Here is a 25405-nt window from a genome sequence, read left to right on the forward strand (position 1 = left end):
CCTTTACGTTCAGAATCAATCTTCTTCCATCCATACCTTCATGGTTTTCAGAAGCTTTTGTTTCTCTGGAATACTCATTTTATGTACCTGCTCGGAAAGCTCGCGGTCCAGGGCAGTTTCACGGTATTCAGAATCAATTCTGCCAATCAGGGAATCCAGGGAGATGTTCAGCAACCTTGCATAATAAATAAGGATACGCAGGGACATTGCAGTACGGTTATTCTCCACGTTGCTGATGTAGCCAGGAGTTACATTCAGAGCTTTGGCAACTTCTGCCTGGGTAAGCTTCATTTTGATTCGCAGTTCTTTCATTCGGGATCCTAAGTTTTCGTAATCAATCTGATTCATATTCGTTCTCCAATCTTTTTAACAGGTGCCGAACTGGCTTACCTGTGATTTTACACGCATTTAAGCTGCTTTCCAATTTGAACAAAATCTCCTGCAAATTCTGACGCACATCTTGCAGAAAACCCTTTTCAAACAGTTTCTTCAAACATGCTCTGGCAATCTATGGAACGGTTTCACCGCTTCCTGATTGCCTGCGGGTTCTTATATTATGGAACGACAGCTTCTTTATCCATAATATAAAGTATATAGAAAATATATGAAAAATGTAAGCTGTAAATTGTATGCTATTTATTTTATAGCTATATATCTGTTGTCGTTATTTTGACATTTCTGTCAGATACCCATATAATAAAAAGTGAAATTGGAAACAGGAATCGAACAGTTTGAGGTAATCACAAGATGCAGGATACATTTGAAATGCTGGAGGAGCTTTTGGAACAGGAGCAATTTGAATTGCTGTTTCCGAAAGAAAACGGAGCACAGGCTGAATGGGAATGTTATGAGACATATGAAAATAATGAGGGGAAACAGGGCGAAAAAGACAGCCTTGCCAGAGTGGGAAAAGAGAAAAATCCAGGCGATATCCGCCTTGTTTATTTGATGAATGATGCCGTAGAAAGCTTTCTCATTTTCCGGGACGCCAGACTTACAGGCTCTTATCTGGAGAATTATGAAGGTCCTCTGAAATCATCCTTAAGTCAGGAAGGGGATGAATATATACTGGTAGTATGGCAGGGGGAGAACGTAGTCACCCTGTTTTTCAGAATGCTGGATCTGGAGGTTTATCTTTATAACTATGGGGAAATCGGTCATTTCTGGGTACCTGGGTATGAATATCTGCGTCAGTTGGAATATCGGATCGCCATTGCAAGAGATAAGCTGGAATATCTGGGAGAAGAGTTTTGTACAGAAGAAGAAAGGGCACTTGTGCAGCTGGCGGACTTTCCACCGTTGAATTATTGCTGTTATCCGGCAGTGCCGAAACAGTATATTGTGCCAAAGGAAGACCCCTGGAAGCCGTCTGCAGCAGCATTTCAGGTAATGGAAGAGCTAGCAGAAGAAGCCCGGGATTTTTCTCTGCTTCGGTTGTTGCATGTTTATAAGAAATTTCCAGTTCCATTTATCGCCAGGATTTTTGCCAGGGCATTACACAAGAATAAGCATAGTGCAGTGATTGAGCTTCTTACCGGAAAAATAAAAAGCGCAGCGGCAGCTTATCCTGACCGGAATTTTGGAAATGAGGCTGATCAGCAGTTAAAAAGTCTGCTGTCAAAAGCGGGAAAACTGCAGGAAAAACTGACCCGGGACGGAATCCATGCGGAGGTATTAAGAGAAGAGCCCTTTACAACAGCCAGGGACAGCCTGGATTTTCAGGTTTTTCTCATGGTTTGGAAAAAAGGCTGGCGGAATCGCAAGGTGGAAATCCGGAAACTGTGAATAAGAAACTATCGTGCTTTAACACTTCTCAGAAAATAACAGATCGCCCACGCAATACTCATTCCCGCGGCGATTCCAAATGCGAAGAGAAAGGTGTCCCTCCCATAGTTAAGTGCCTGCATGGGATTTCCCTCCACAATACTGCTCATGCAGTAATAAAGGGTACTTCCGGGAATTAACGGAATCACGGAAGTAACGAAAAAAGAAGTGGAAGTTCCCTTGCAGATTCTTGCCAGGATTTCCGCATACACATCTGCAATAAAACCAGCCAGCAGTGCCGGAAGAAAAACACTTCCCCACAGATTCTTCCCAAAGAGAAAGACCAGCCAGCTAAGAAAACCACCGGCAGTAGCCAACGGCAGATATTTAGTTTTCATGTGAAAAAGAAGACCAAAAGCCACAGATCCGATAGCTCCGGTAATCAGCTGTATAACCGTCATTGTGATCAAAGTCCAAACCTCCCAAAAAGAATAATTGCGCCCATAAAACCAAGTGCCAGTGCTGCTGCAAGAAGTAACGCGGCGATCAGTCTGATAATACCCGAAAGGGTATCACCAATGAGTACATCGCGGATTGCATTAGTTGACATAAGTCCTGGGATCAGAAGCATAATATCACCAATCATGATCTTGTCCATGTGAAGGAAAGGACAGAGCAAAGTAAATCCGCAAATGGCGCAGCCAGTGAGAAAAGATGCTGCAAACTGGAAAGTAACCTCGTTCATACATACTGGTCTTAGATATTTTTGTAGGCTCCATATCAGGATTGCAGCGACGCCGGCAGTAATGGCATCCGGAATAGTGCCGCCGTAGAAAAGGGCAAAACTGCTGGCTGCAAGAACGCTTCCAAGCAGTTTCCAAAGAGGCTTAGGTCTGTTTGCATTGATCTTCTCAAATTCATTTCGCAGCTCCGCAGCAGAAACCGGATGACTGCAGAAGCGGCGGCTCAGGTCATTGAGCTGCTCCAGCTTGGTGAAATCATTCCCCCCACATTCATGAATGCGCCGTGTTTGCGTCCGTGCGCCATCTCCGGGAAATTCCATAGTAATAACAATGCTGGACGTGATGACGAAAACATTCATATGGGTAGCACCACAGGCATACCCCATCCGGTTCAGGGTATCCTCCACCCGGAAAATTTCTGCGCCGCTGTTTAACAGTGCGTCGCCCATATCAAGAAAAACATGCAAATAATCTTTAGATGTCTGCATAAGGAATACTCCTTTAAGTAATAGAAAAGCCCTGATGGGCAGGATTCTTTCGCGTATCATTTTGCTACGGGAATGAGATAAGTATAAAGCTTAATGGCAGACAATACAACCGTTAAATAATTGATTTCCGGAATCCTGTATTCCATAAAATGCCCGATTGTGCTAACATAGAGCATAGTAGATTACGAAATATTTTCAGGAGGAAATTTAAATGGGTTGTACTACAATTTTAGTTGGAAAAAAGGCGTCTTATGATGGCTCTACTATGATCGCAAGAAATGACGATTCCGGTTCCGGCCATTATATGCCCAAAAAATTTGTGGTGGTTCATCCGGAGGAACAGCCGCGGAAATATAAATCTGTGATTTCTCATGTGGAAATTGATCTTCCAGATGATCCAATGGGCTATACATCTGTGCCAAATGCAGTAGACGGTGAAGGAATCTGGGCAGCAAGCGGTGTAAATGAGGCAAATGTGGGAATGACTGCTACAGAAACGATTACCTCCAATCCCCGGGTACTTGGTGCGGATCCTCTGGTAACCTATCAGCCTGCCCAGGACGGTAAAGAGGAAGCAGCCGGTGGAATCGGAGAGGAAGATATTGTATCCATTGTTCTTCCATACATTCACAGCGCCCGCGAAGGGGTAATCCGTCTCGGAAGTATCCTGGAGAAATACGGAACCTATGAGATGAACGGAATTGCTTTCCAGGATCAGAATGAAATCTGGTGGCTGGAAACCATCGGCGGCCATCACTGGATGGCAAGAAAGGTTCCGGATGAGGCGTATGTGGTAATGCCAAATCAGCTTGGAATTGATGAATTTGATTTGGAAAAAGCATTGAAGGATCAGGAAAAATATCAGTGCACATGTGAGGAATATGCGGATCTGGAATACATGTGTTCCGCTGACCTGAAAGAATTTATCAGCAAAAATCATCTGGATCTTTCCATGGATGGTGCATTGAATCCAAGAGATGCGTTCGGAAGCCATGACGATTCCGACCATGTTTATAATACTCCTCGTGCATGGTATATGCTGAGAACCCTGAATCCGAAGACAAAAATCTGGGATGGCGTAAATGCAGAATTTACTCCATATTCTGATGATCTGCCATGGTGCATGATTCCGGAGAAAAAGATTACTGTAGAGGACGTGAAATATGTATTGTCCTCTCATTATCAGGGAACCTCTTATGATCCATACGCTTCCTATGGAGAAAAAGAACAGCGTGGAGCATTCCGTTCTATCGGTGTGAACCGTACAGATTTCCTGTCTCTGATCCAGATGAGACCAGGCATGGAAAAGGACTGCAATATCCTGGAATGGGTTGCGTTTGCATCTAATGCATTTAATGTACTGGTGCCGTTTTATGCCACAATTGATACCACTCCGGACTATTTTTCCAGCACCACCAGAGAAGTAACCACTGACAGTTTCTACTGGGTAAGCCGCATGATCGGTGCCATGGCAGATGCTTCTTATAAGAGCTCCATTTTCCATATTGAACGTTATCAGGAGCGTGTAATGTCAAAAGGCCACCAGCTGATTGGCAAATATGACGCTCTTCTGGAAAAAGAGTCTGACGCAGCGAAGCGAATGTCCCTTCGCCATCAGGCCAACCAGGAAATTGCGGATATGGTGAAAAAAGAGGCTTCTGACACACTGAATAAAGTGCTTTATGAGCTGAGTAATCAGATGAAGAATGCTTATTCCAGGTCTGATGCGTAATGTCAGAGCCTTTTTCAAACACGCTCTAGAAACCTGTGGACAAATTTCTTTCAATTTAATATAATAAAGTGCAGAAAGCAGTTACATAGGGAACCGGAATGAAAATTAAGGAGGCTGGAATGACAATAAAAGAATGTTATGAGAAAGTTGGCTCAGATTACGATGGAGTTCTGAAAAGACTGGGAAGCGAAGCGCTTGTGAAAAGATTTGCGGTGAAATTTCTTAATGATCCGAGTTTTCAGGAGCTGACAGATGGTCTTGCCGCACAGGATGGAGAGAAAGCATTCCGTGCAGCCCATACCCTGAAGGGCGTGTGCCTGAATCTTGGATTTACAGAATTGTATAAGGTCAGTGCAGAGCTTACGGAGGTATTAAGAGGAAGAGAAACCGCAGGAAGTGATGAGCTTTACGCGCAGGTGAAAGAGCAGTACACGACCTTGACAGATGCTATCAGGGAACTGGCCGGTAATTAATGCCTGCTCCTATTCAGCAGATATCATCCCAAGAGATATTTTGTGAACTTCGTTTACAGAAAACCCAAGAAGTACGGTGCGAAAACATGGGAAACATGATTTCTGTGCATCGCGAAGAGTGTAACTATGAAGGAACGGAAGCGGACCTTATGGGCTGCCAGAAGCCATTGCGATTTTGTTTATCGTATTTTTGCATAAGTGGAAAAAGAATACACTGCTTAGTATTGGCGGTGGAACGATTTTGTATATGCTGCTGGTGCAGAGGGTGTTTTAGACTGTGTTTGAAAAAGTATTCCCGCAAATTATGACGCACATCTTGCAGAAAGCCTTTTTCAAACACGCGCTGAAATTGGCAATACACCAAATCTAACGTATCTAATCAGATATAGCAATATTCTATAACGAACTCAAGGTAAAATGAATTATACAAAATCCTCTTATCTTGCTATGATATCTTCAGACAAAAAAGAGAGAAAACATTTCTCTGAACGCGATCATACGAATCTGGAGGAAAATCATGGCAAGAGGAATCAATACAAAATGTTTACATTTGGAAGAAGAGGAAGGCTGTTGTAACAATTATGGCTCTATCAGTTTTCCGATTTATCAGACAGCAACATATGAGCATCCGGCAGTAGGCCAGAGCACAGGCTTTGACTACAGCAGACTGCAGAACCCGACCAGAGAGCATCTGGAAAAAATTGTAGCAGCCTTGGAAAACGGAATCGATGCACTGGCTTTTTCCACTGGAATGGCAGCAATCACTCTGGTAATGGAGCTGTTTAAACCAGGAGACCATCTGATCATAGATGCAGACCTGTACGGCGGAAGCATCCGGCTTTTTGACAATGTTTCTTCGAAAAACGGGATCCATTTTTCCAGAATCGACTGTTGGAAAGAAAATGTGGAAAGTTATGTAAATGAAAACACAAAAGCAATTTATATTGAAACTCCAACCAACCCCATGATGAATGTCACTGATATTGCGGCACTTGCAGAAATTGCAAAAAGACATAATCTCCTTCTCATAGTAGACAATACATTTTTATCTCCATATTTCCAGAATCCACTGGAACTGGGAGCGGACATTGTAGTGCACAGCGGAACCAAATTCCTGGGCGGACATAATGATACCTTGGCAGGATTTCTGGTAACCAACAGAGAGGATATCAGCGAAAAGCTTCGTTTTCTTATTAAAACCACAGGCTCCGGCCTGGCTCCTTTTGACAGCTGGCTGATTCTTCGCGGTATCAAAACTCTTGGAATTCGCATGGAGCAGGCACAGAAAAATGCTTTCAAAATTGCAGAATGGCTGAAAACAAAGAGCGCAGTGACCAGAGTAATCTATCCGGGCTTACCAGAACACCCGGGATATGAGATCATGAAAAAGCAGGCCAGAGGATTTGGCTCCATGCTTACCTTCCAGCTGGAAAGCAAGGAGTTTGCCCTTTCTGTTCTGGAAAAAGTGCGGATGATCAAGTTTGCAGAAAGTCTTGGCGGTGTGGAGACGTTGATCACATATCCAACTACCCAGACGCATGCGGATGTGCCGAAGGAGATACGGGAACGCAACGGAATTACAGAGGCAACCCTTCGCCTCTCTGTTGGAATCGAGGATGCCCAGGATCTTCTTGATGAATTTGAAAAAGTATTTGCAGAAACAGAGGAAGAATTATATGGCGGAAAGAAATCTTGATTTTGATAAAGTGATTAACAGAAAAAATACCAGATGTCTGAAATATGATTTTGCAGTAAAAAGGGGAAAACCGGCAGATGTGCTGCCTCTCTGGGTTGCAGACATGGACTTTGAGACCTCTTCTTATATTGAAGATGCGCTGGTGGCGCGTGCAAAAGAGGGGATTTTCGGATACAGTGAGGTGCAGACCCCTTATTTTGAAATCATTGCAAACTGGATGAAGCTCCACCACAACTGGGAGATCCAGGAGGATTGGCTGATCAAAACACCAGGAGTTGTTTTTGCCCTGGCGATGGCGGTAAAAGCATATACGCAGCCGGGAGACAGTGTGCTGATCCAACTTCCCGTTTATTATCCTTTTTCAGAGGTTATTCAGGACAATGGCAGAAAAGTAGTGAGCAGCAATCTTTATCAGGGAGAAGACAACCGTTATCACATCGATTTTCAGGATTTTGAGAAGAAAATCGTGGAGGAAAATGTAAAACTGTTTTTCCTGTGCAATCCGCACAATCCGGTGGGAAGAGTGTGGAGCGCAGAAGAATTGGAAAAAATAGGAGATATCTGCGTAAAGAATGGTGTGACCGTTGTCAGTGATGAAATCCATCAGGATTTTGTTTTTAAGGGAAAGCATCAGGTGTTTGCCGGCCTGAAAAAGGAGTTTCAGGATATTTCCATTACCTGCACTTCCCCAAGTAAAACTTTCAATCTTGCAAGTATGATGATTTCCAATATTTTTATTCCCAATCCGGAGCTTCGCCGAAGATTCCGGAAGCAGCTGGATGCGGCAGGAATCAGCCAGCTTGGGGTTCTGGGACTGGTGGCAACAGAGGCCGCTTATTCCAAGGGAGAAGAGTGGTACCAGGCGATGCATGCTTATGTGGAGGCGAACATCAACTACACAAAAGAGTATGTGGAAAAATATCTGCCTGGGGTAAAGATGACAGATCTGGAAGGCACGTATATGGTGTGGCTAGACTTCCGTGAGACAGGCCTGACTGTTGAGGAACTGGAGGATTTGATCCTTAACAAGGCCAGACTTTGGCTTGACAGTGGAAAGATTTTCGGAAAAGCAGGCGAAGGATTCCAGAGGATTAATGTGGCGTGTCCAAGAGCAACGCTGACGGAGGCGTTGGAGCGGATTAGAAAAGCGTGTTACTGTTCACTCCGTTCACAGTAACACGCTTCGCGATGCACAGAAATCATGCTTTGCATGATTTCGCGCCGCAACTCTCGGGTTTTCTGTGAACTTTGTTCACAAAAAACACCTCGCGGAATGCTACCAGTGAACAGTAACTAGAAAAGCACTTTAAATGGAGATATTTTTACTTTTTGTTGTGTATAGCGCATAGGAATGGTAAAATAGAAAAAACATTTTGCGCATACACAGGAGAAAACCATGACCAACAAAATCGACCGTGAAGATATGCTGGCGCTGACCAGGAGGATGAATGTTGCCCGGAGTTCTTTTACAAGGATTGCGGGATGTTATGTGGATAAGGACGGGGACTTTGACGGCAGCTTTAACGTGAATTTTTTAAAGCTGTCCGCCGCAGAAAAGAAGAAAAACATTGAGCTTGCCAAGGTAGTTCCCTTTGCAGCAACAAATGTAAATCTGAAACGTTATGAATTTGCAGATGCAGACAGAAGGCCAGGAACCGTGTGGCAGCTTTTGATGGCAATCCGGGAATGTGGGCTGAAAAACGATGCTCTTATGGACAGCTTCTATGATCTTGTAATGGAGAATTATAAAAGCAGGAGACCTTATGCAGTTTATATTTTCCACGACAGATATGATATTCCGGCAAAGGCAGCAGATAAGGAGCGGCTGGGGGAATCAGAAGCTGTTTTTGAATATCTGATCTGTGTAATTTGTCCTCTTGCAGATGAATACGAGCCAGGTGAGCCGGAGTGCGGCTTTCTTTTTCCGGCATATACAGATGGAGGCGCAGACCTGAACCATGTTGCCGTGTTCCAGAAGGATGCAGACAGACCGCATCTGGAACTGGTGAGGTCGATTTTGCGGGTGAAATAATAAAAATTTAACAGTTGCTTTTGCAAAATATAAAAAAGGTACTCTGTTATATTGGTATCAACATAATTGATATTAATATAACAGAGTACCTTTTTACATAGTCTGGAGTTGTACTTTATGGGATATTTTCGTATTCCCGTATGATCTCCTTTGCAGCTGCATACTTCGTCCGCCAGTGCTTTAGCTGCATTGGATCCGGCGTGACGGAAGAAAGCCGCGTTTCATCTGAATTATGGGCGAGATCCGCAATCTTTACCTTACGAGCCAGCGGATTTTCGCAGAGTCTGCGTACATAATCCAGATAATCATCGGAAGGATCGTGTGTAAGCAGCTGGACTGCCTCTGTGATCTCTCTTGGAAATTCCGCTTCCAGAGCAGGAAGAGTCAGGGCAGTATCTTCCAGAACGTCATGAAGCAGGGCGATACAGGTGGTAGTTTCATCTGTCATTTGTTCTGCAAGATGAACCGGGTGAAGAATATAAGGAACCCCACTCTGGTCATATTGACCTTCATGTGCTTTATATGCAATTTTTATGGCTTTTATGGTTAAGGGAGTATAGACCATAGTTTATTCTGCAGGTGCAGCCTCCGTATCTGTATTTAATGGAGTAAAAGCTGCCAGAATTTCATCTGTTTCTGCGGTGGTATCTGTGGTGTATGATAAAATAATGGAGACAAACTTTCCTCCCTGTTTGCGGGTACAATATTTCTGAAGAACTTCATAGTCATTGACTGCCACACTTGTTTCCATAACACGGAAATCCTGTCCGGCAATCTGTATATCTGTTACGTCTGAATAAGTATAGCCCATCCCGGTAGCATCCAACATCTGCTGTGCAGTCAGAAAATACTGGTCGACAGTCATATTTTCCAGAGAAGCATCCTCAACAACTAAGGAAACATTAGGAAAACCAGAGATAGAAGAAGCCATCATTTCATAAACGGTTCCTGACAGGGCGTCATCTCCAAGCTCCACGCCGGAAGATTCTTCCAGGGTGGTCTGTCCCTGCTTCATAACAGACTGAAGCTCTTCCTCTGTATTCATGACTACTGTTTCCGGTGGTGTGAATTTCAGATTCAGCCATTCACTCTGAAAATCAGTGTCTGTGATGGTGCCTTTTTCATAAGGGGAATCAGAAGTATCTGTAGCACTCTGTGTATGTGTCTCTTGTTCATTATCTGCTGCATCAGCTGTCTGTGAGGTCTCCTCCGCCAGTACTGGGACAACAGCACCGGTGCAAAGGGAAAAAGCCAGCACAGCCGGTATTAGTAAGCTCTTTTTTCTTCGCATGAATTCGGTATCCTCCTAAGATTTATAATGTCAGAAAAGTTTGATGCGTTTGTTGAATAAAGATGGGGATGAAATATCCCACAAATTGTGATGCACATTTTGCAGAAAGCCTTTTTTAAACATGCTCTGATGTCGTGAAACTATTATAGCAAATTCGAAATTACTTTCCTAGTGATAAAAGGTAGAAAAAAACGTGAAAAAATTGTGAAGGGTTACTGTTTCAGGCGAAAATTGCAGAGCGCCTGCGCTGTTACTGTTCATTTCGTTCACAGTAACGCGCTTCGCGGAACGTTACCAGTGAGCAGTAACGCTGCGCTACTGTCCTGTTTGGTGATTTGCTGTGGGGAGTTGCGTTTCCTGTCATATTTCGTTATAATAAAAGCCAAAGACTCAAAAACAGATTTTTACCGATTGACAACTTATTATACAAGGAGTTTCTATATGAGCTTTTGGAATACCCTGAAACAGAAATTACGAAGCTTTATTCCGGTAAGCCGCACCTATATGGACAATAAGCTGCGTGAACTGGAAAAAGAGAATAGACGCCAGGAAAAAATCCTCCTGGAGCTTCAGAAAAACAGCCAGTCCATGCTGGAGCTGAAGGAATATGTGTCACAGGAACTGCATCGCCGGGACGACTGGGGAAAACGGGCTGCACAGGTGCTGCGTGAAGCGAAAGAACGCCAGATCTGGGTGATCAAATGTCCTGCTCCTGAGGAAAAAAAGATCCGTTGGGGCGATTATGCGTATGCCGTTGCCTTGAAACGTTACCTGGATCGAATGGGAATGTACACTATAATTGACCTGCACGAAGACTGGGACTGTGAAGTAAACGCAGATGTGGTTCTTGTACTTCGAGGCTGCGAATTTTACCGTCCGGATCGCCGGAACACCAAATGCCTCTATATTATGTGGAATATCAGCCACCCGGAGATGGTTACCCAAGAAGAATACCAGCTCTATGATATTGTATGCGTAGGTTCCCGCCATTATGCCAGGGAGCTTCAGGCGAAGCTTACGGTTCCTGTTTATCCATTGCTTCAGTGTACGGACACTGAGCTTTTTTACCCGGATCAGGCAGCTGAATGCAGCCGTGGAAAAGATTATTTATTCATCGGAAATTCCCGTGGCGTAGCCCGCCCCTGCGTACTCTGGGCAGCCCAGGATAAGCTTCCGCTGAAAATCTGGGGTGCCGGCTGGAAAGCCATGTTAGGCCCGGATAAGACCATGGTACAGGACGTTTTCATCGAAAACAGCCAGATTCCCGTCCTTTACCGAAGTGCCCGCGTCACATTGAACGACCACTGGAAAGACATGCTGGATTATCAGTTTGTGAATAATCGTATTTTCGATGCCCTGGCCTGCGGTCTCCCGGTAATATCTGACTGCTGCGATGAGCTCAGGGAAATCTTTCCGGAAGCAGTGCTGTACTATAGCAATAAAGAAGAATTCCACCAGTGCGTGAAGAAAATTGAGAACAACTATGAAGAAGTGAAAGCAAAAGTCGACGAGCAGTGGCCGGTGATTAAGGAGCAATATTCCTTTGAGGCGAGAGCGCGGGAACTGGTGGAGATTGTGGAGAAACACAGAACGGAGAATTCATGGCCTCAATAAAAACAATATCAAAAATTCTGATCATTATACCAGCTTACAATGAAGCTGGATGCATAGAAAAGGTAGTAGATAATTTGGAAAGGAATTATCCTCAATATGATTACGTGGTGATCAATGATGGCTCCACCGATGATACCCGTAAGATATGTGCCCGCCGCGGTTATAATTTCATGGATCTTCCTGTAAACACCGGGCTTTCCGGCGCGATCAAAAGCGGTATGCGCTATGCGAACTATTATGGATATGATTACGTTCTCCAGCTGGACGGCGATGGTCAGCATGATCCAAAGTATATAGAGGATATGATTACGGAGATGGAGCGGACCGGTTGTGACATTGTGATCGGGTCCAGATTTAAAACCCAGCGGAAGCCTGTTAATTCCAGAATGATTGGAAGTCAGCTGCTTACCTACGCCATCATGATAACCACAGGCGGGAAATATATTGGAGATGTAACTTCCGGAATGCGCCTTTTTAATAAGCGCATGATCAAACGCTTTGGCTACGATATCAATTACAGTCCGGAACCGGATACCCTGGCATACCTTTTGAATTGCGGGGTAAAGATTGAAGAAGTGCAGGTAGAAATGCACGAGCGAATTGCCGGAACCAGCTACCTGGATTTCAAAAATTCCATTTGGTATATGATGAAAATGTTCTTTTCTATTTTTATTTTTCAATGGGTGCGTAAACGAGAGAAAGGAGACAAAAAATGAGCGACACGCTGAAAGGTTTACTTATTATTGCCTCTGTTCTGACTGTTGGATGGATTCTTCGAAAAATCCGAAAAAATAAAGTCAAAATGGAGGACGCTATTTTCTGGATTTTTTTTGCGGCCATTTTACTTTTGCTGGCAATCTTTCCGGAAATTTCCTATGAATTGTGTCGTATATTCGGAATTATGTCACCAAGTAATCTGGTGTTTCTGGTGATCATTTTCCTGCTGGTAGAGAAAATATTTACCCTGTCCATCGTTGTCTCCCAGCTAGAGGACAAAATCGGCGTATTATCTGCGGAGGTTGCCCTTCGCTCCAAGGCGGAAAATAAAAAGATCGAGAAAATAGACGAAAAAGAAAACATGTTAGAGCAGGAAGAATTGGAAAAGCAGGAAATTCAGTCGGAAATCGGTATGGGGGAAGGACGGTAGGCTATGAATATGGTTCACACATTTGCAATTTGTGCTTATGGCGAGAGCCCTTATTTGGAAGAATGTATACAGTCTCTTTTAAATCAGAAAACAGAAAGCAAAATTCTGATTGCCACATCCACCCCGAACAGCCAGATCCTGGAGATGGGCGAGAAGTACGATATTCCCATTTTTGTTAATTACCTTGAAAAAGGTCTGGCAGGAGACTGGAATTTCGCATATAACTGCGCCAATACACCTCTGGTAACCCTTGCACATCAGGACGACCGTTATTACGAGAATTACACAGAGGATATTCTGGCAGCAGCAAAAAAGTGCCGTCATCCTCTTATTTTATTTACAGACTATAACGAACTTAGAAACGGCAAGACAGTAACAGACAATCGCCTGCTTAAGGTAAAACGCCTGTTGTTGAGCCCGTTGAAGCTTCCGATATTCTGGAAAAGCCGCTTCATCCGAAGACGAATCCTGTCCATAGGCTCCGCAATCTGCTGTCCTGCTGTAACCCTTGTCAAAGACAATCTGCCCGGTTTTTCCTTTAAAAACAACATGAAAAGCAACATTGATTGGCAGGCTTGGGAGGTACTTTCCAGGCGAAAAGGCGAGTTTGCATACACTGCAAAGGCAGGAATGGAGCACCGGATCCATCAGGAATCCACAACCTCGGAACTGATTGAGGAAAACGGAAGAAGAGCGGAAGACTTATATATGTTCCGGAAATTCTGGCCGGGGTGGATTGCGAAAATGATTGAGAGGGTTTACCAGAAGAGTGAAGAATCTAATGAGGTGTGAAGAGAATTAAGGAGAAAATCATGCCGGAAGTATCTGTCATTATTCCAGTATATAATAGTGAAAAATATGTAGAAAAATGTATCTGCTCGGTTATGGCGCAGACTTTACCCGAACTGGAAATCATTATAATCAATGATGGGAGTATAGATGAAAGTGGGAAAATTCTGCGTAAATTGGCGCAGAAAGACAGCCGGATTATTCTGTTAGAACAGGAAAATAAAGGCGTGGCAGCAGCCAGAAACCTGGGTGTAGAGAAAGCAACCGGAAAATACCTTACATTTGTGGATGGAGACGATTACCTGCAGGAAGACTATATTGAAAAAATGTACAGTCTTGCGGAAAAAGAAACTCTTGATATGGTAATATGTGGCCTGACTTATGTGGACGAAGGTGGAAAAGAGCTGAATAAGATTATTCCGGGTGTGTATAAACGTTTGGAAAATGAGGAGTGGACATTCCGAATTTCAGCAGTATGTTCCCATTTATACAAACGGGAACTGTGGGAAAAGTATGACGTGAAATTTCAAAGCGGTGAGCGGGGGGAGGATATGCCGGTATCCCTGCTTTTTTCTGCTGTATGTCCACGAATCGCTACCCTGCCGGAATGCGGGTATTATTATGTGCAGCACGCATCGTCAGCGATTCACAATTTCAAAGGTTTGGAAAAATACTCTCTTCCGTATAAAGGCCTGGAAAATACTTTAACCAGAGTAAATAAAATTGGAATTCAGAACAGTCCGGAATTCTATGAGTTGTTTGTTCTGAGAATTTTTGCAACATGTCTTTTTCAACTCGCCCCAGGAGCAAGATGGGAGAAAATCAGGGAATTGTGCGATTATATTAGCTGTACGGTAAATACATATTTTCCAACTTATTGGAAGAACAGCAAAGCAAAGCTGAATGCAAAGGTAGACATTCCATTTACGCAGAAAGCAGCAGTAAAAGTATTGCAGTTTCTATTAAAAACAAAACTTCTTAGATTCTTTGGGCGGCTGATCAGTAAAAAAAAATAATAAAAAAGATTGTGTGGCGTGTTATTTCCGATACTTCATATTAAGCGTTGAAATAAAATTTCAGTAGAAATATTAAGAGGAATACAAATGGAATACGTAAGCTTCGTGATACTGCATTATAAAGATTATTCAGTAACAGACACCTGTGTCCAGTCCATATTGGCAATGGAACAGCAGGAACGAATTAGAATTGTGGTTGTGGATAACGATATTCAGAAAAAAGAAAAGGATAGGCAGGAACTGCTCCAAAAATATCAGGAGAATTCCAGAATCAAGGTTTTACAAATTAAAGAAAATGGCGGCTTTTCTTATGCAAATAATCAAGGATATCAGTATGCCAGAGAACATTTCGGGAAAAGTTATATTGTCGTTTTGAATAATGATATTGAATTTACTCAAAAAGATTTTATCAGCAGATTGGAGCAGAGCTATCAAAATAATCAATGCTATATCCTGGGACCCGACGTGATCAGGCAGAGCACCGGTGAACATCAGAACCCAATGGATACCAGACTCCGAACGAAAGAAGAAGCAGAGTATACCATAAAAATGAACCGCCTGGCGTTACGCTTTTACCCCATTATGTATCCTGTCGTTTACCATATGCTGCAAAAAGCAGAGAAAAACAAATTGGTAAATCAGGAAAAACAACTGGCAAACTATAGTCAATCCCAGAAAGACATTGTTCCCTTTGGCGCATGCCTTATCTTTACTCCGCTATTCGTCGAAAAAGAAGAAAAAGCCTTTGAGCCAGAAACCCAGTTTTTCTACGAAGAATATATACTGACGCTGCGTTGTCAACAAAAAGGATATAATATTGTGTATGATCCTTCCATGTCAGTGAAACATGAAAGCGGCGCAGCAACCAAGAAAAGCTATGGGACAGAAAAGAAGCGGATTCGGTTTATGATGGAAAAGACAGCCGGGGCGTGCGAGGTGTATTTGGAGATGTTGGGAGAGCGGCAAAAATCTTGTCTTTTATAGGTATATGTGTTAAAATTACCTCGCTATTTATTGTATGAAACTATATTAAAATTGCAATATAGGTGCTATTAATGAAGAAAATTTTGTATCTGATGGGAATTGACTGGTATTGGATAAAACAACGTCCTCAGATCATTGCAGAAATGTTGGATAGGGATTATGATGTAACGGTAGCATATTATAAAGAAGTCGTTGTAAAGCAATCCCTGCGCAAAAATAATGATGAATTAGAAAAAAGTATTCCAATTTCAGCAATTCCATATCGTGATAAGAATATAATTGCTCATTTTATTCAAAAAATCTTATTTCAGAAAGTAATGAAGAATGTAGAGCAATATGATATAGTATGGATTAGTCATCCGCTACTATATCGGTATTTGCCAGGAAATTATAAGGGTAAAATAGTTTATGACTGTATGGATAACCATGAGGCTTTGTGCAGCGATGAAAATATATGTCAAGTAATAAAAAAAACAGAGCAGCAATTGGTAAACAGAGCAGATATAGTATTTGCAAGCAGTTCCGGTCTGTTACAAAAAGTACAGAAACTAGGTGGCGAAGGGAAAAGTGTATTATTAAGAAATGGCTTTGTATCAGAGCACATTTATCCACCAGAGCCTGTCAGACACAAGAATAAGGAAGCATACAAAATTGGTTATTTTGGCACGATTGCTGAATGGTTCGATTTTCCATTATTATTGAAAAGTCTGGATTTATATCCTGATTTGGAGTACTATTTATGGGGACCGGTGTCGAATGTCGAAGTGCCGCAACATCCGCGTATAAAAATGCAAGGGGTGGTGGAACACAGCAAACTGTGGGAAAATGTGAAAGATATGGATGCGCTTATAATGCCCTTTAAGGTGAATGACATTATAAGGGATGTGGATCCGGTAAAATTATATGAATATATAAGTATGGGGAAAAATGTAATTACAGTAGCGTATGATGAAGTTCTGAGATTCGCTCCGTTTGTATTTTTTTACAAGAATGCAGAGGAATATGAAAATATTATAATAAAGTTATACGAAGATGAAGTGAATTGTAAATATGATTCTATTTCACAAAAAGAATTTTTAGATGATAATTCGTGGGAAAAGAGATGGGAAATAATAAAAGAAATAATGTAAAGTATTGGGAGAAAAATTAATGGTTGAAAATTTTGATTATTCTAAGACACCAGGAAAAATACGTAAAAGATTTTATGCACCGGAAGTTAGTACAGCGTTAGTTTCAATAATTACACCATATTATAATGCAGGGAAATATTTTGAAGAAACATTCAATTCAGTGATGAATCAAACATTTCCATGGTTTGAGTGGATAATTGTAAATGATGGAAGTACAAATGAAGAAGATGTTAAAATTTTAGAAAAATTTGCTAAAGAAGACACTCGAATCCGTGTGATTAATCAAGAAAATGGTGGACAATCATGTGCGAGAAATACAGGAGTTAATAATGCAAAAACAGATTTGGTTGTTCCCTTAGATGCAGATGATCTTATTGCACCTCCTTATTTAGAATATTTGTATTGGGCATTGCAGGAAAATCCAGATGCAGCATGGGCATATACAGATAGCTATGGATTTGGTACCCAAGAGTATGTATGGAAGTATCCATTCAATGCTGAACGAATGAAAAAGGAGAATATGCTCGTTGCAACTGCTATGATTCGAAAAAAAGATTTCGATGATATTGGTGGCTATAAAATTGAAAAGTGGCGCTATAATGAAGACTGGCGCTTTTGGCTGGAAATGCTTGAGCAACATAAAAAACCAGTACATGTGAGCGGAGAACTATTTTGGTATCGAAGACATGATACTGGTATGCTGACAACTTTAAACAATGATGAAGAAAGAAATAAATTTAGTGAAAATATTATAAAAGAAGCTGCAGCAAATGTCGACACTACTGTACAGTCGATTGAATATCCAAGAAGAAAAACGGCATATTCATTTTATAAGCCTAAATACACAGAATGGGAAAGGAAAAGTAATCCGACCAAAATTGGAAAAAGAGTTATGTGGCTGATTCCATGGATGGTAATGGGAGGCGCAGATAAATTCAATTTAGATGCGATTGCAGGGTTGAATAAAAAAGGGTATGAGAATTATGTTTTAACAACCTTGATAAATGATAATGATTGGAAACAGAAATTTGAAGAATATACGGATGAAATATTCTGTATGGCTGATTTTATGGATCCATCGAGATATATAGAGTTTGTGGCATATTTTATTCAGAGCAGGCAAATTGATGTAATGGTTGTGACAAACTCATATGATGGATACTATATGCTTCCGTGGCTCAGAATGCATTTTCCAGAACTTGTAATTATCGATTATATTCACATGGAGGAATGGTATTGGAAAGCAGGAGGACATGCGAGAGCTTCAAGTGCACAAAATGGTATATCAGAAAAAACTTTTGTATGTAATAGTGCTACACGCAAGGTAATGACAGATATATTTGATTGTGATCCTGAACGTGTTGAATGTATGTATATCGGAGTTGACCACAATTACTACGATAGAAACAAAGAAAATGCAGGATATTTACATGAAAAACTGAATTTGGATAAACAAAGACCCATTGTATTATTTCCATGTAGAATTCATGAACAAAAACGTCCGTTTATGTTATTAGATATTGCTGAAGGAGTAATAAAAAACGTCCCTGATGTAGCGTTTGTGGTTGTTGGAGATGGTCCTCAACTTGACGAACTAAAAGAGACAATACATAGAAAAAGTTTAACAAGAAACATTTATTGTATTGGTCGGAGTAATGATATGAGAGCCTGCTATCGTGATAGCAAGGTAACCTTAATTTGTTCACTGAAAGAAGGTCTAGCATTAACCGCATATGAATCATGCTCTATGGGGGTACCAGTGGTTTCAAGTGATGTTGGAGGACAGGGAGATTTAATTGGAAATGATGTTGGTGCATTGATTCCATTGCAGCAAAGCGAAGAAATGGATTTGAATAAAAGAGAATTTCCAGAAGCTGAAGTTATGGAATATGTAGTTAATATAACTAAAATATTGACTAGACCTGATCTTGCAACTAAAATGTCAGAGAATTGCAGGAGAAAAATAGAAGCGGGATTCTCGCTTGAAAAAATGGTAGAGCATTTTGATTGTGAATTAAGAAGTTTATGTACCGATACTGCTGCCAGAGAAAAAAGACATAGTATTTCTTATGCTTTACAGCAAACTCCTAATTTTCCGGCAGATTACTATACTATGTACTGTGAATACAAAAGAAAAGAAGAAGAGTGTGAAGAAATTTGGAATACGCGTACATGGTTGCAGAGTAAGTTAGATGAAGCATATAGTAAGCCAGATGGAAGCTTAATAAAAATATACAAGAAAATAATTGGATTGCCTGTAGTTGGAAAGACATTGGAAAAAATAATTCATAACATTGTGAGTTTTATTACACGAAAAAAGGCATAAATGATGGAGGCATCTTTGAATGAAATATGGTGTCATTGTATACAAAAAAACTAAAAATATTGGTGATGATATACAAAGTTATGCAGCGGCTCAATTATTACCCCAAGTAGATTATTATATTGAAAGAGAGCATCTTGATGTTTTTCGTTCCAATGAACAGGAGGCTGTTAATGTTATTGTTAACGGTTGGATGATGTATAACAAATTAGGGTGGCCAATCTCTCCGTGCATAAATCCATTATATTTGTCTATGCACTTTTGGGAAAATGATGCTCTAGGGGTTAATGATTTATTTTTGCAAGGGCTTGGTAGCGAAGATTTAAGAAAACATGAACCGGTAGGCTGCAGAGATAAGGAAACGCAACAGTTTTTAGAAAAAGCCGGAATAAAGACATGGCTTAGTGGTTGTGTTACATTAACGCTTACAGCAAAGTATCCTAGAAATAATGATAAATATATATGTTTGGTTGATGTGCCTGATAGTGTGGAAACGTATATAAAGAATAGATATCCTGGAATTAAGATTCATAAAGTATACCATGAAGGGGAAAAGGTAGTATTACAGGAGAATACTTGGCAGGAACGTTTCATAAATGTTGAAAAATATCTGGAAATTTATCAAAATGCACAGGCAGTAATAACTTCTAGACTACATTGTGCTTTACCCTGCTTAGGATTGGAAACACCGGTATTGTTATTATTGGATGATGATATTGCTGAGCAGGGAAGATTTGATGGTTTGGAAGACCTGGTATTGCATGGATCTGTTGAGAAATTTATCAATGGTAATGTTCAATTTGATTTGGAAAATCCACCACAAAATTTAAAAAAATATCACACATATCGGGATAGAATATTTCAAGAGGTGGAGCTGTTTATAAAAAACAGTTCTTTACATCGGGAAAAATTGAAAGAACGATATGAAAAATATGATAGTGAATGGGAAAAAAGAGCACTCTGGAAGGATGAACAAATAACACGTTTGATGCATTCGGCAATAATACAGTGGAATGAAAGGCATAACAATTTAGAAGAACTCCAGAAGGGAAAGAATTGGCTGGAAGAGCAGTATTATAATTTTAAAAATGATAATAGCAGATTAATATCTGCTCAACAAAAAATTCAAGCTGAAAATCAAGAACTGCTAGATAAAAATGCTCGTTTGCAGATAACAAATTCAAATCTAAAAACACAGGTTAAAGAAAAAATATTACAAAATGACGAATTGAATAATCAAATCTTCCTGTTAGAAAATAGTAATGCAGATTTGAAAATTCGACATAATATATTGAATCAAAAAATTGCAGAGCTGCAGGAAAAGAAAGATGAATTGAACACTTGTAATTCTTTTCTAGTGCGTCAAAATGAAAAATATTATCAAAGCATAGAGGAACTAAAAAATTCTATTTCATGGAAAATTGGCTGGGTAATTACTGCAATTCCACGAAAAATAGTAAAGCTTTTAAAGAAGTTTTAATTAATAGGAGCAAAGGTAGATGCTTAAAGTTTTAAGTGTTATTGGCACACGGCCAGAAGCTATAAAAATGTGCCCATTGATCAAGGAAATGGAAAAAAATACAAGTATACAAAGTGTAGTTTGCTTGACAGGACAGCACCGGGAAATGTTAAATCAGGTAATTGATATATTTAAGACCAATGTAAATTATAATTTAGATATTATGCAACCAAGGCAATCATTAACCATGATTACTAGTTGTATTTTGCAAAAGATCGAATCAGTATATATAAATGAAAAGCCGGATCTGGTTTTAGTGCATGGGGATACTACGACTTCATTCGTAGCTGCGTTAGCTGCTTTTTATCAGAAAATTCCAATTGGTCACGTAGAGGCTGGTTTAAGAACTTATGATAAATATTCTCCATTTCCCGAAGAAATGAATCGTACGTTAACTAGTAAAATTGCTGAACTTCATTTTGCTCCAACAAGAAATAATTGCGAAAATTTGATTAAAGAGGGTATAAAGAAAGATATTTACATTACGGGTAATACTGTAATTGACGCTTTTTCGACTACGGTGAAAAAAAATTATATATTTAAGAATAGTAAACTTAATGATATACTTGCAGATGAAAAAAAAGTTGTATTGATAACGGCTCATAGGAGAGAAAACGTTGAATATGGATTGAAGAATATCTGTTTAGCAATAAAAGAAATATCTTATGCTTATCCTAACTTAAATTTTGTATATCCAGTTCATCCGAACCCAATGGTGCGAAATATTGTAAATGAATATTTGGGGGGGATTACAAATGTCTATTTGTTAGAACCTATTGACGTGGAGGATATGCATAATTTGCTAAGTAGGAGTTATCTGGTATTAACCGATTCTGGAGGGCTTCAGGAAGAGGCACCGCATTTTGGAATTCCTGTATTGGTGTTACGAAATGAGACAGAAAGACCAGAAGCGGTTAAGGCGGGGACTGTAAAGGTGGTTGGGACAAATGAGAATAATATTGTAAATGAAGTGAAGAAGTTATTAGAAGATTCACAAGAATACAAAAAAATGTCAAAAGCTATAAATCCATATGGGGATGGAAATGCAAGTCAAAGAATAGTTAGACACATACTTGAGTGGAGGAAAAATGATTAGAACAGTAAAAGAACTTTATAATTATCGCGAAATGATTTCGAGTTTAATAAAACGCGATTTAAGAGGAAAGTACAAGGCATCAGCACTTGGATTCTTATGGACTTTTTTAATCCCGCTTTTTCAGCTTGTTATTTATAACTTTATTTTTTCAACAATATTAAGATCGGATATAAAAGATTTTTATATATTCCTTATAGCTGGACTGTTTCCATGGAATTTTTTTAGCGCATGTGGAACTAGTGGTGCTTCGTGCATTGTTAATCAAGAAAATTTGATAAAAAAGATCTATTTTCCAAGGTTAGTATTACCGGTTTCTTTTGTAACTAGTTCTTTTATAAATATGTTATTAACATTCATAGTTGTTTTTGTGGTTTTGGTATTTTCAGGACATGGTGTAAATGCTTTGGCATTAGCTTATTTACCGGTAGTCATGCTTATTGAATACATTCTTTCATTGGGACTTTGTATGCTTACATCAGCATTAACGGTGTATTTTAGAGATTTGGAGTATATTATGGGGATTTTAATGATGGCGTGGATTTATTTGACACCAGTATTTTTCGAAATGAATATTGTGCCAGATAAATTTGTAGCGATTTTTAATATAAATCCAATGACACCAGTGATTGTTGCTTATCAGCAGATTTTATATTATAAACAAATTCCTGAAATGGGAAATTTATTACATGCAACGTTTTTGGGAGTGGTTGTGTTAATAATTGGCTATTTAGTGTTTGACAAGATTCAGAAACGATTTGTTGAGGAATTGTAAATATGAATAATGATATCGTCGTTAAAGTTGAAAACGTTAAAAAAAGTTTTAAGATATACTATGACAGAAACAAAACGCTGAAAGATATACTTTCTATGCCTGGACGCGGTAGAGAGGAAAAAAGAGAAGTTTTAAAAGGAATTAGTTTTAATGTGAAAAGAGGAGAAGCAATTGCGCTTATAGGCAAGAATGGTTGTGGAAAAAGTACAATGCTAAAACTCTTAACCAAAATTATATATCCCGACTCTGGAAACATAGAAGTAAAAGGAAAGGTTTCGAGTCTTATTGAATTAGGTGCAGGTTTTCATCCTGATATGAGTGGTCGTGAAAATATTTACTTGAATGCATCAATATTTGGTCTGACGAAAAAGGAAATAGATGAGAAATTAGACGATATAATCGCCTTTTCAGAGTTAGAGAGTTTTATCGATAATCCTGTTAGAACATATTCTTCAGGTATGTATATGCGTTTGGCTTTTTCTGTTGCGATTAATGTTCAGGCAGAAGTACTGCTTATTGATGAAATTTTAGGCGTAGGAGATGTCAGCTTTCAGAAAAAGTGTTTTGAGAGATTGAAAGAAATTAAGGAAAACGGTGCAACAATTGTTATTGTTTCGCATTCTATGGGGCAGATAGAACAAATTTGTGATAGATGTATCTGGATTTGTGATGGGGTAATTAAGGAAGAAGGAAAAACCAAAACTGTTGATGCTCATTATTATCAATATATGGAAGCAGAAAGATTGGGGCGTATCGAGAAAGACGAAGCTGAGGAAAGAAAAGTAAAAAAAGAAAAAACTGAAGAGATGGAGTTACCTGCATTCTGTAGTAAACATGCGAAAAGAAAAGGTGGCGAGGATGTTTTCTTTGATGATATTGTTCTGACAAATGATGTAGGGGAAGAAACTGTTGTATATAATTCTGAAAGCAATATTCATTTAAAAATAACCGTTAAATCAAAATTGGTAGATTGCAATGCTAATTTCTCTGTCAGCATATGTAATAGAGAAGGACAGGTTTATTATGGGACTAATCTTGTTGCAGAACGAGGCGATTTATTAAGGCTTAGAGGAAATAACGAATTTTCTGTTACTTTTGATAAATTAAATTTGCTTAGCGGTAAATATTATGTTAATGTAGGCTTGTATAACAAGCAAAATGATGTTCTGGATGAAATAAAATTGGCAAAAAGTTTTTTAATACATTCGGATTATGATTTGAAGGAGACTGGAATTATTCATGTTGATCATAAATGGGATATGGGCAAGGTGGATATAATTTCATATGAGTAATTACATATTAGAAAAATAATGGAAAAGGGAGTATGCTATGAATGTTGAATTCGAGTATGAGAAACAACCAGGATTAAGAAGAAAGTGTTATAAGAGTTCTTCAATTCCGCATTTTGTAAGCATTATAACTCCCTTTTATAATGCGGGAAAATATTTTGAGCAAACGTTTAACTGTGTAATGAATCAAACTTTTGAATGGTTCGAGTGGATTATTGTAGACGATGGAAGTACGAATGAAGCGGATCTTGCTATATTGGAAAAATTAGCAGTGACAGACAGCAGAATAAAATTATATCATATAGAAAATCGAGGACCAGCAGGAGCTAGAAATTATGCTGTGTCGAAATCAAATACTGACATAATTGTCCCATTAGATGCAGATGACTTAATAGAGGCTGTATATCTGGAGGAAACTTTTTTTGCTTTGTATTTTAATCCAACAGCTTCGTGGGCATATACAGACAGTGTAGGATTTGGAGAACTGCAATATGTATGGAAAGTACCATTTGATTCAAGAAAATTGAAAAGAAAAAATTTTTTAATAAATATAGGAACAATACGTAAAAAAGCCTTTCTGGAAGTTGGTGGCTATGATGATGCCCAAAGATACTCACATGAAGATTGGAATTTGTGGTTACGATTTTTGGCGCGAGGTGATTATCCAATACATATTGGTAGCGTATTAGCTTGGTATCGAATCAGTTCAAATGGGGCGTTGCATGAGACGAATGATTCTAAAAAAACAAAAAAGAGAGCCTATGAACGAATTCATGAGGTTGCAAAAAAAATTTCAACTTCTATAGATGCAACTGAATATCCCAGAACGTTTAAAATGGAAAAAAACAGGAAAATTACATGTTCGAAATGGGATTGTCTTAAAGAAAAAAAATCATATGAAATTTTGTTATTGCTTCCCTCTTTGCAAAAAGAATATATAAAATTATTGGATAATCTGAATATAGAAAATGTACATATTGGAATTATGACGACTGAAATAAGTGCTTTTGATTCAATTCAAGAGTTTAGTGCTATAACAGATGATGTTTTTGAATTATGTACATTTTTAGATATAGATGCTTATCCGGAATTTATAAGCTATTATATAAAATCCAGACGAGTAGATGTTGTATTAACGTATGGAAGTGAATATGGTAGTGCAATTACATTGTGGCTAAAAGGTAAATTTCCAGATTTGTTTTGTAATGAATTTGAGAAGATAACGAAAGACTGCATTATAGGAGCCGTTGATAGGGTGAAAGAAAAATCTCAAGAGAAGGAAACAGAGAGACCATATAAAGAAATGGAATTATTAAATCAATATGCTGACAAGTATATTGAAGCATATACTGATAAAACTGTATGTCAAAATATGTATTATGAGTTCCAGAAGAAAGTCGAAGCACATTATGAAAAAGAGAAACGAAAAAAAATTCGATATGCTCGGTTTTTAGATACTAAATTTGGGTCACTGATAAATGAGATTATAGGATTAAATAAGGCGTGA

General features: G+C 39.4%; 27 protein-coding genes and 1 pseudogene. 22 read left to right on the forward strand and 6 right to left on the reverse strand.

The window, feature by feature from the left end:
• Nucleotides 1–15: 15 nt before the first annotated feature.
• On the reverse strand, nt 16–348 hold the full coding sequence (locus LIZ66_RS05205) for a helix-turn-helix domain-containing protein (RefSeq protein ID WP_173715800.1): 333 nt from the start codon (nt 346–348) through the stop codon (nt 16–18).
• 60 nt (nt 349–408) lie between these two features.
• A complete protein-coding gene (locus tag LIZ66_RS19840; protein WP_373119314.1) occupies nt 409–480 on the reverse strand; it encodes a DUF6783 domain-containing protein in 72 nt (23 codons plus the stop codon).
• A 267-nt stretch (nt 481–747) separates the two neighbouring features.
• On the opposite strand from LIZ66_RS19840, the gene LIZ66_RS05210 reads away from it, so the two are divergent.
• Entirely contained in the window at nt 748–1785 is a 1038-nt protein-coding gene (locus tag LIZ66_RS05210; RefSeq protein ID WP_227200532.1) for a DUF3878 family protein, read from the forward strand.
• 8 nt (nt 1786–1793) lie between these two features.
• Here the strand turns inward: LIZ66_RS05210 and LIZ66_RS05215 are convergent, their stop codons facing one another.
• Together LIZ66_RS05215 and LIZ66_RS05220 are read right to left on the reverse strand one after the other, a co-directional pair.
• The gene (locus tag LIZ66_RS05215) at nt 1794–2225 is read right to left on the reverse strand and encodes a threonine/serine exporter family protein (protein WP_195391849.1); all 432 of its coding nucleotides are present in this window, start codon (nt 2223–2225) and stop codon (nt 1794–1796) included.
• A gap of 5 nt (nt 2226–2230) precedes the next feature.
• Nucleotides 2231–2995 (reverse strand): threonine/serine exporter family protein, encoded by a 765-nt coding sequence (locus LIZ66_RS05220; protein WP_173770206.1) that lies wholly within the window; start codon nt 2993–2995, stop codon nt 2231–2233.
• A gap of 211 nt (nt 2996–3206) precedes the next feature.
• Here LIZ66_RS05220 and LIZ66_RS05225 point away from each other — a divergent pair, with 211 nt between their 5' ends.
• The 7 genes and pseudogenes from LIZ66_RS05225 to LIZ66_RS05250 all read left to right on the forward strand — a co-directional run bounded on the left by LIZ66_RS05225 (nt 3207) and on the right by LIZ66_RS05250 (nt 8928).
• Nucleotides 3207–4727, forward strand: a complete 1521-nt coding sequence (locus LIZ66_RS05225) for a C69 family dipeptidase (RefSeq protein WP_173770207.1) — start codon at nt 3207–3209, stop codon at nt 4725–4727.
• 119 nt (nt 4728–4846) lie between these two features.
• Complete coding sequence (locus tag LIZ66_RS05230) at nt 4847–5200, forward strand: Hpt domain-containing protein (protein WP_148462144.1); 354 nt, start codon at nt 4847–4849, stop codon at nt 5198–5200.
• Nucleotides 5201–5342: 142 nt separating this feature from the next.
• A pseudogene (locus LIZ66_RS19055) lies at nt 5343–5474 on the forward strand (AzlD domain-containing protein); the annotation flags it as partial.
• Nucleotides 5475–5491: 17 nt separating this feature from the next.
• On the forward strand, nt 5492–5602 hold the full coding sequence (locus tag LIZ66_RS19845) for a DUF6783 domain-containing protein (RefSeq protein ID WP_368370790.1): 111 nt from the start codon (nt 5492–5494) through the stop codon (nt 5600–5602).
• A 115-nt stretch (nt 5603–5717) separates the two neighbouring features.
• Nucleotides 5718–6896, forward strand: coding sequence for a trans-sulfuration enzyme family protein (locus tag LIZ66_RS05240; RefSeq protein WP_195589779.1), 1179 nt, complete (start codon nt 5718–5720; stop codon nt 6894–6896).
• Nucleotides 6877–8073 carry a MalY/PatB family protein gene (locus LIZ66_RS05245; RefSeq protein ID WP_227200535.1) on the forward strand — a complete coding sequence of 399 codons (1197 nt, stop codon included), beginning with the start codon at nt 6877–6879 and terminating at the stop codon, nt 8071–8073. The genes LIZ66_RS05240 and LIZ66_RS05245 overlap by 20 nt, the downstream gene beginning before the upstream one ends.
• Nucleotides 8074–8319: 246 nt before the next feature.
• A complete protein-coding gene (locus LIZ66_RS05250; protein ID WP_118582927.1) occupies nt 8320–8928 on the forward strand; it encodes a DUF4317 family protein in 609 nt (202 codons plus the stop codon).
• A gap of 115 nt (nt 8929–9043) precedes the next feature.
• Here the strand turns inward: LIZ66_RS05250 and LIZ66_RS05255 are convergent, their stop codons facing one another.
• Nucleotides 9044–9493 (reverse strand): HD domain-containing protein, encoded by a 450-nt coding sequence (locus LIZ66_RS05255; RefSeq protein WP_195409638.1) that lies wholly within the window; start codon nt 9491–9493, stop codon nt 9044–9046.
• Nucleotides 9494–9496: 3 nt separating this feature from the next.
• Nucleotides 9497–10219 (reverse strand): hypothetical protein, encoded by a 723-nt coding sequence (locus LIZ66_RS05260; RefSeq protein WP_195409639.1) that lies wholly within the window; start codon nt 10217–10219, stop codon nt 9497–9499.
• A gap of 68 nt (nt 10220–10287) precedes the next feature.
• On the opposite strand from LIZ66_RS05260, the gene LIZ66_RS19850 reads away from it, so the two are divergent.
• The 14 genes from LIZ66_RS19850 to LIZ66_RS05325 all read left to right on the forward strand — a co-directional run bounded on the left by LIZ66_RS19850 (nt 10288) and on the right by LIZ66_RS05325 (nt 25405).
• Complete coding sequence (locus tag LIZ66_RS19850) at nt 10288–10338, forward strand: DUF6783 domain-containing protein (protein WP_373119316.1); 51 nt, start codon at nt 10288–10290, stop codon at nt 10336–10338.
• A gap of 322 nt (nt 10339–10660) precedes the next feature.
• Entirely contained in the window at nt 10661–11833 is a 1173-nt protein-coding gene (locus LIZ66_RS05265; RefSeq protein WP_227200537.1) for a glycosyltransferase family protein, read from the forward strand.
• Between the two features lie 5 nt (nt 11834–11838).
• The gene (locus LIZ66_RS05270; protein WP_334292549.1) at nt 11839–12549 is read left to right on the forward strand and encodes a glycosyltransferase family 2 protein; all 711 of its coding nucleotides are present in this window, start codon (nt 11839–11841) and stop codon (nt 12547–12549) included.
• On the forward strand, nt 12546–12980 hold the full coding sequence (locus LIZ66_RS05275; RefSeq protein WP_227200539.1) for a DUF2304 domain-containing protein: 435 nt from the start codon (nt 12546–12548) through the stop codon (nt 12978–12980). Before LIZ66_RS05270 ends, LIZ66_RS05275 begins: the two co-directional genes overlap by 4 nt.
• 3 nt (nt 12981–12983) lie before the next feature.
• On the forward strand, nt 12984–13772 hold the full coding sequence (locus LIZ66_RS05280) for a glycosyltransferase family A protein (RefSeq protein WP_227200542.1): 789 nt from the start codon (nt 12984–12986) through the stop codon (nt 13770–13772).
• A 20-nt stretch (nt 13773–13792) separates the two neighbouring features.
• The gene (locus LIZ66_RS05285) at nt 13793–14785 is read left to right on the forward strand and encodes a glycosyltransferase family 2 protein (protein ID WP_227200544.1); all 993 of its coding nucleotides are present in this window, start codon (nt 13793–13795) and stop codon (nt 14783–14785) included.
• A gap of 87 nt (nt 14786–14872) precedes the next feature.
• Nucleotides 14873–15769 (forward strand): glycosyltransferase, encoded by an 897-nt coding sequence (locus LIZ66_RS05290; RefSeq protein WP_227200546.1) that lies wholly within the window; start codon nt 14873–14875, stop codon nt 15767–15769.
• Nucleotides 15770–15840: 71 nt separating this feature from the next.
• Entirely contained in the window at nt 15841–16899 is a 1059-nt protein-coding gene (locus tag LIZ66_RS05295; RefSeq protein WP_227200547.1) for a glycosyltransferase family protein, read from the forward strand.
• Between the two features lie 19 nt (nt 16900–16918).
• Complete coding sequence (locus LIZ66_RS05300) at nt 16919–19225, forward strand: glycosyltransferase (RefSeq protein WP_227200549.1); 2307 nt, start codon at nt 16919–16921, stop codon at nt 19223–19225.
• A gap of 19 nt (nt 19226–19244) precedes the next feature.
• Nucleotides 19245–20702, forward strand: a complete 1458-nt coding sequence (locus LIZ66_RS05305; RefSeq protein WP_227200551.1) for a polysaccharide pyruvyl transferase family protein — start codon at nt 19245–19247, stop codon at nt 20700–20702.
• A gap of 19 nt (nt 20703–20721) precedes the next feature.
• On the forward strand, nt 20722–21837 hold the full coding sequence (gene wecB / locus LIZ66_RS05310; protein ID WP_227200552.1) for a non-hydrolyzing UDP-N-acetylglucosamine 2-epimerase: 1116 nt from the start codon (nt 20722–20724) through the stop codon (nt 21835–21837).
• The gene (locus LIZ66_RS05315) at nt 21830–22609 is read left to right on the forward strand and encodes an ABC transporter permease (protein WP_264467155.1); all 780 of its coding nucleotides are present in this window, start codon (nt 21830–21832) and stop codon (nt 22607–22609) included. Before wecB ends, LIZ66_RS05315 begins: the two co-directional genes overlap by 8 nt.
• A gap of 2 nt (nt 22610–22611) precedes the next feature.
• The gene (locus tag LIZ66_RS05320; RefSeq protein WP_227200554.1) at nt 22612–23901 is read left to right on the forward strand and encodes an ABC transporter ATP-binding protein; all 1290 of its coding nucleotides are present in this window, start codon (nt 22612–22614) and stop codon (nt 23899–23901) included.
• A gap of 37 nt (nt 23902–23938) precedes the next feature.
• Nucleotides 23939–25405, forward strand: coding sequence for a glycosyltransferase family A protein (locus LIZ66_RS05325; RefSeq protein ID WP_227200556.1), 1467 nt, complete (start codon nt 23939–23941; stop codon nt 25403–25405).

Origin of the sequence: Blautia faecis, from assembly GCF_020554845.1 — a bacterium.
Classification (GTDB): domain Bacteria; phylum Bacillota; class Clostridia; order Lachnospirales; family Lachnospiraceae; genus Blautia_A; species Blautia_A faecis.

What these genes read in the sequence shown, in the direction of transcription:
- LIZ66_RS05205 (WP_173715800.1), bottom strand. Translation starts at nt 348, where the DNA reads ATGAATCAGATTGATTACGAAAACTTAGGATCCCGAATGAAAGAACTG.
- LIZ66_RS05210 (WP_227200532.1), top strand. Translation starts at nt 748, where the DNA reads ATGCAGGATACATTTGAAATGCTGGAGGAGCTTTTGGAACAGGAGCAA.
- LIZ66_RS05215 (WP_195391849.1), bottom strand. Translation starts at nt 2,225, where the DNA reads ATGACGGTTATACAGCTGATTACCGGAGCTATCGGATCTGTGGCTTTT.
- LIZ66_RS05220 (WP_173770206.1), bottom strand. Translation starts at nt 2,995, where the DNA reads ATGCAGACATCTAAAGATTATTTGCATGTTTTTCTTGATATGGGCGAC.
- LIZ66_RS05225 (WP_173770207.1), top strand. Translation starts at nt 3,207, where the DNA reads ATGGGTTGTACTACAATTTTAGTTGGAAAAAAGGCGTCTTATGATGGC.
- LIZ66_RS05230 (WP_148462144.1), top strand. Translation starts at nt 4,847, where the DNA reads ATGACAATAAAAGAATGTTATGAGAAAGTTGGCTCAGATTACGATGGA.
- LIZ66_RS05240 (WP_195589779.1), top strand. Translation starts at nt 5,718, where the DNA reads ATGGCAAGAGGAATCAATACAAAATGTTTACATTTGGAAGAAGAGGAA.
- LIZ66_RS05245 (WP_227200535.1), top strand. Translation starts at nt 6,877, where the DNA reads ATGGCGGAAAGAAATCTTGATTTTGATAAAGTGATTAACAGAAAAAAT.
- LIZ66_RS05250 (WP_118582927.1), top strand. Translation starts at nt 8,320, where the DNA reads ATGCTGGCGCTGACCAGGAGGATGAATGTTGCCCGGAGTTCTTTTACA.
- LIZ66_RS05255 (WP_195409638.1), bottom strand. Translation starts at nt 9,493, where the DNA reads ATGGTCTATACTCCCTTAACCATAAAAGCCATAAAAATTGCATATAAA.
- LIZ66_RS05260 (WP_195409639.1), bottom strand. Translation starts at nt 10,219, where the DNA reads ATGCGAAGAAAAAAGAGCTTACTAATACCGGCTGTGCTGGCTTTTTCC.
- LIZ66_RS05265 (WP_227200537.1), top strand. Translation starts at nt 10,661, where the DNA reads ATGAGCTTTTGGAATACCCTGAAACAGAAATTACGAAGCTTTATTCCG.
- LIZ66_RS05275 (WP_227200539.1), top strand. Translation starts at nt 12,546, where the DNA reads ATGAGCGACACGCTGAAAGGTTTACTTATTATTGCCTCTGTTCTGACT.
- LIZ66_RS05280 (WP_227200542.1), top strand. Translation starts at nt 12,984, where the DNA reads ATGAATATGGTTCACACATTTGCAATTTGTGCTTATGGCGAGAGCCCT.
- LIZ66_RS05285 (WP_227200544.1), top strand. Translation starts at nt 13,793, where the DNA reads ATGCCGGAAGTATCTGTCATTATTCCAGTATATAATAGTGAAAAATAT.
- LIZ66_RS05290 (WP_227200546.1), top strand. Translation starts at nt 14,873, where the DNA reads ATGGAATACGTAAGCTTCGTGATACTGCATTATAAAGATTATTCAGTA.
- LIZ66_RS05295 (WP_227200547.1), top strand. Translation starts at nt 15,841, where the DNA reads ATGAAGAAAATTTTGTATCTGATGGGAATTGACTGGTATTGGATAAAA.
- LIZ66_RS05300 (WP_227200549.1), top strand. Translation starts at nt 16,919, where the DNA reads ATGGTTGAAAATTTTGATTATTCTAAGACACCAGGAAAAATACGTAAA.
- LIZ66_RS05305 (WP_227200551.1), top strand. Translation starts at nt 19,245, where the DNA reads ATGAAATATGGTGTCATTGTATACAAAAAAACTAAAAATATTGGTGAT.
- wecB (WP_227200552.1), top strand. Translation starts at nt 20,722, where the DNA reads ATGCTTAAAGTTTTAAGTGTTATTGGCACACGGCCAGAAGCTATAAAA.
- LIZ66_RS05315 (WP_264467155.1), top strand. Translation starts at nt 21,830, where the DNA reads ATGATTAGAACAGTAAAAGAACTTTATAATTATCGCGAAATGATTTCG.
- LIZ66_RS05320 (WP_227200554.1), top strand. Translation starts at nt 22,612, where the DNA reads ATGAATAATGATATCGTCGTTAAAGTTGAAAACGTTAAAAAAAGTTTT.
- LIZ66_RS05325 (WP_227200556.1), top strand. Translation starts at nt 23,939, where the DNA reads ATGAATGTTGAATTCGAGTATGAGAAACAACCAGGATTAAGAAGAAAG.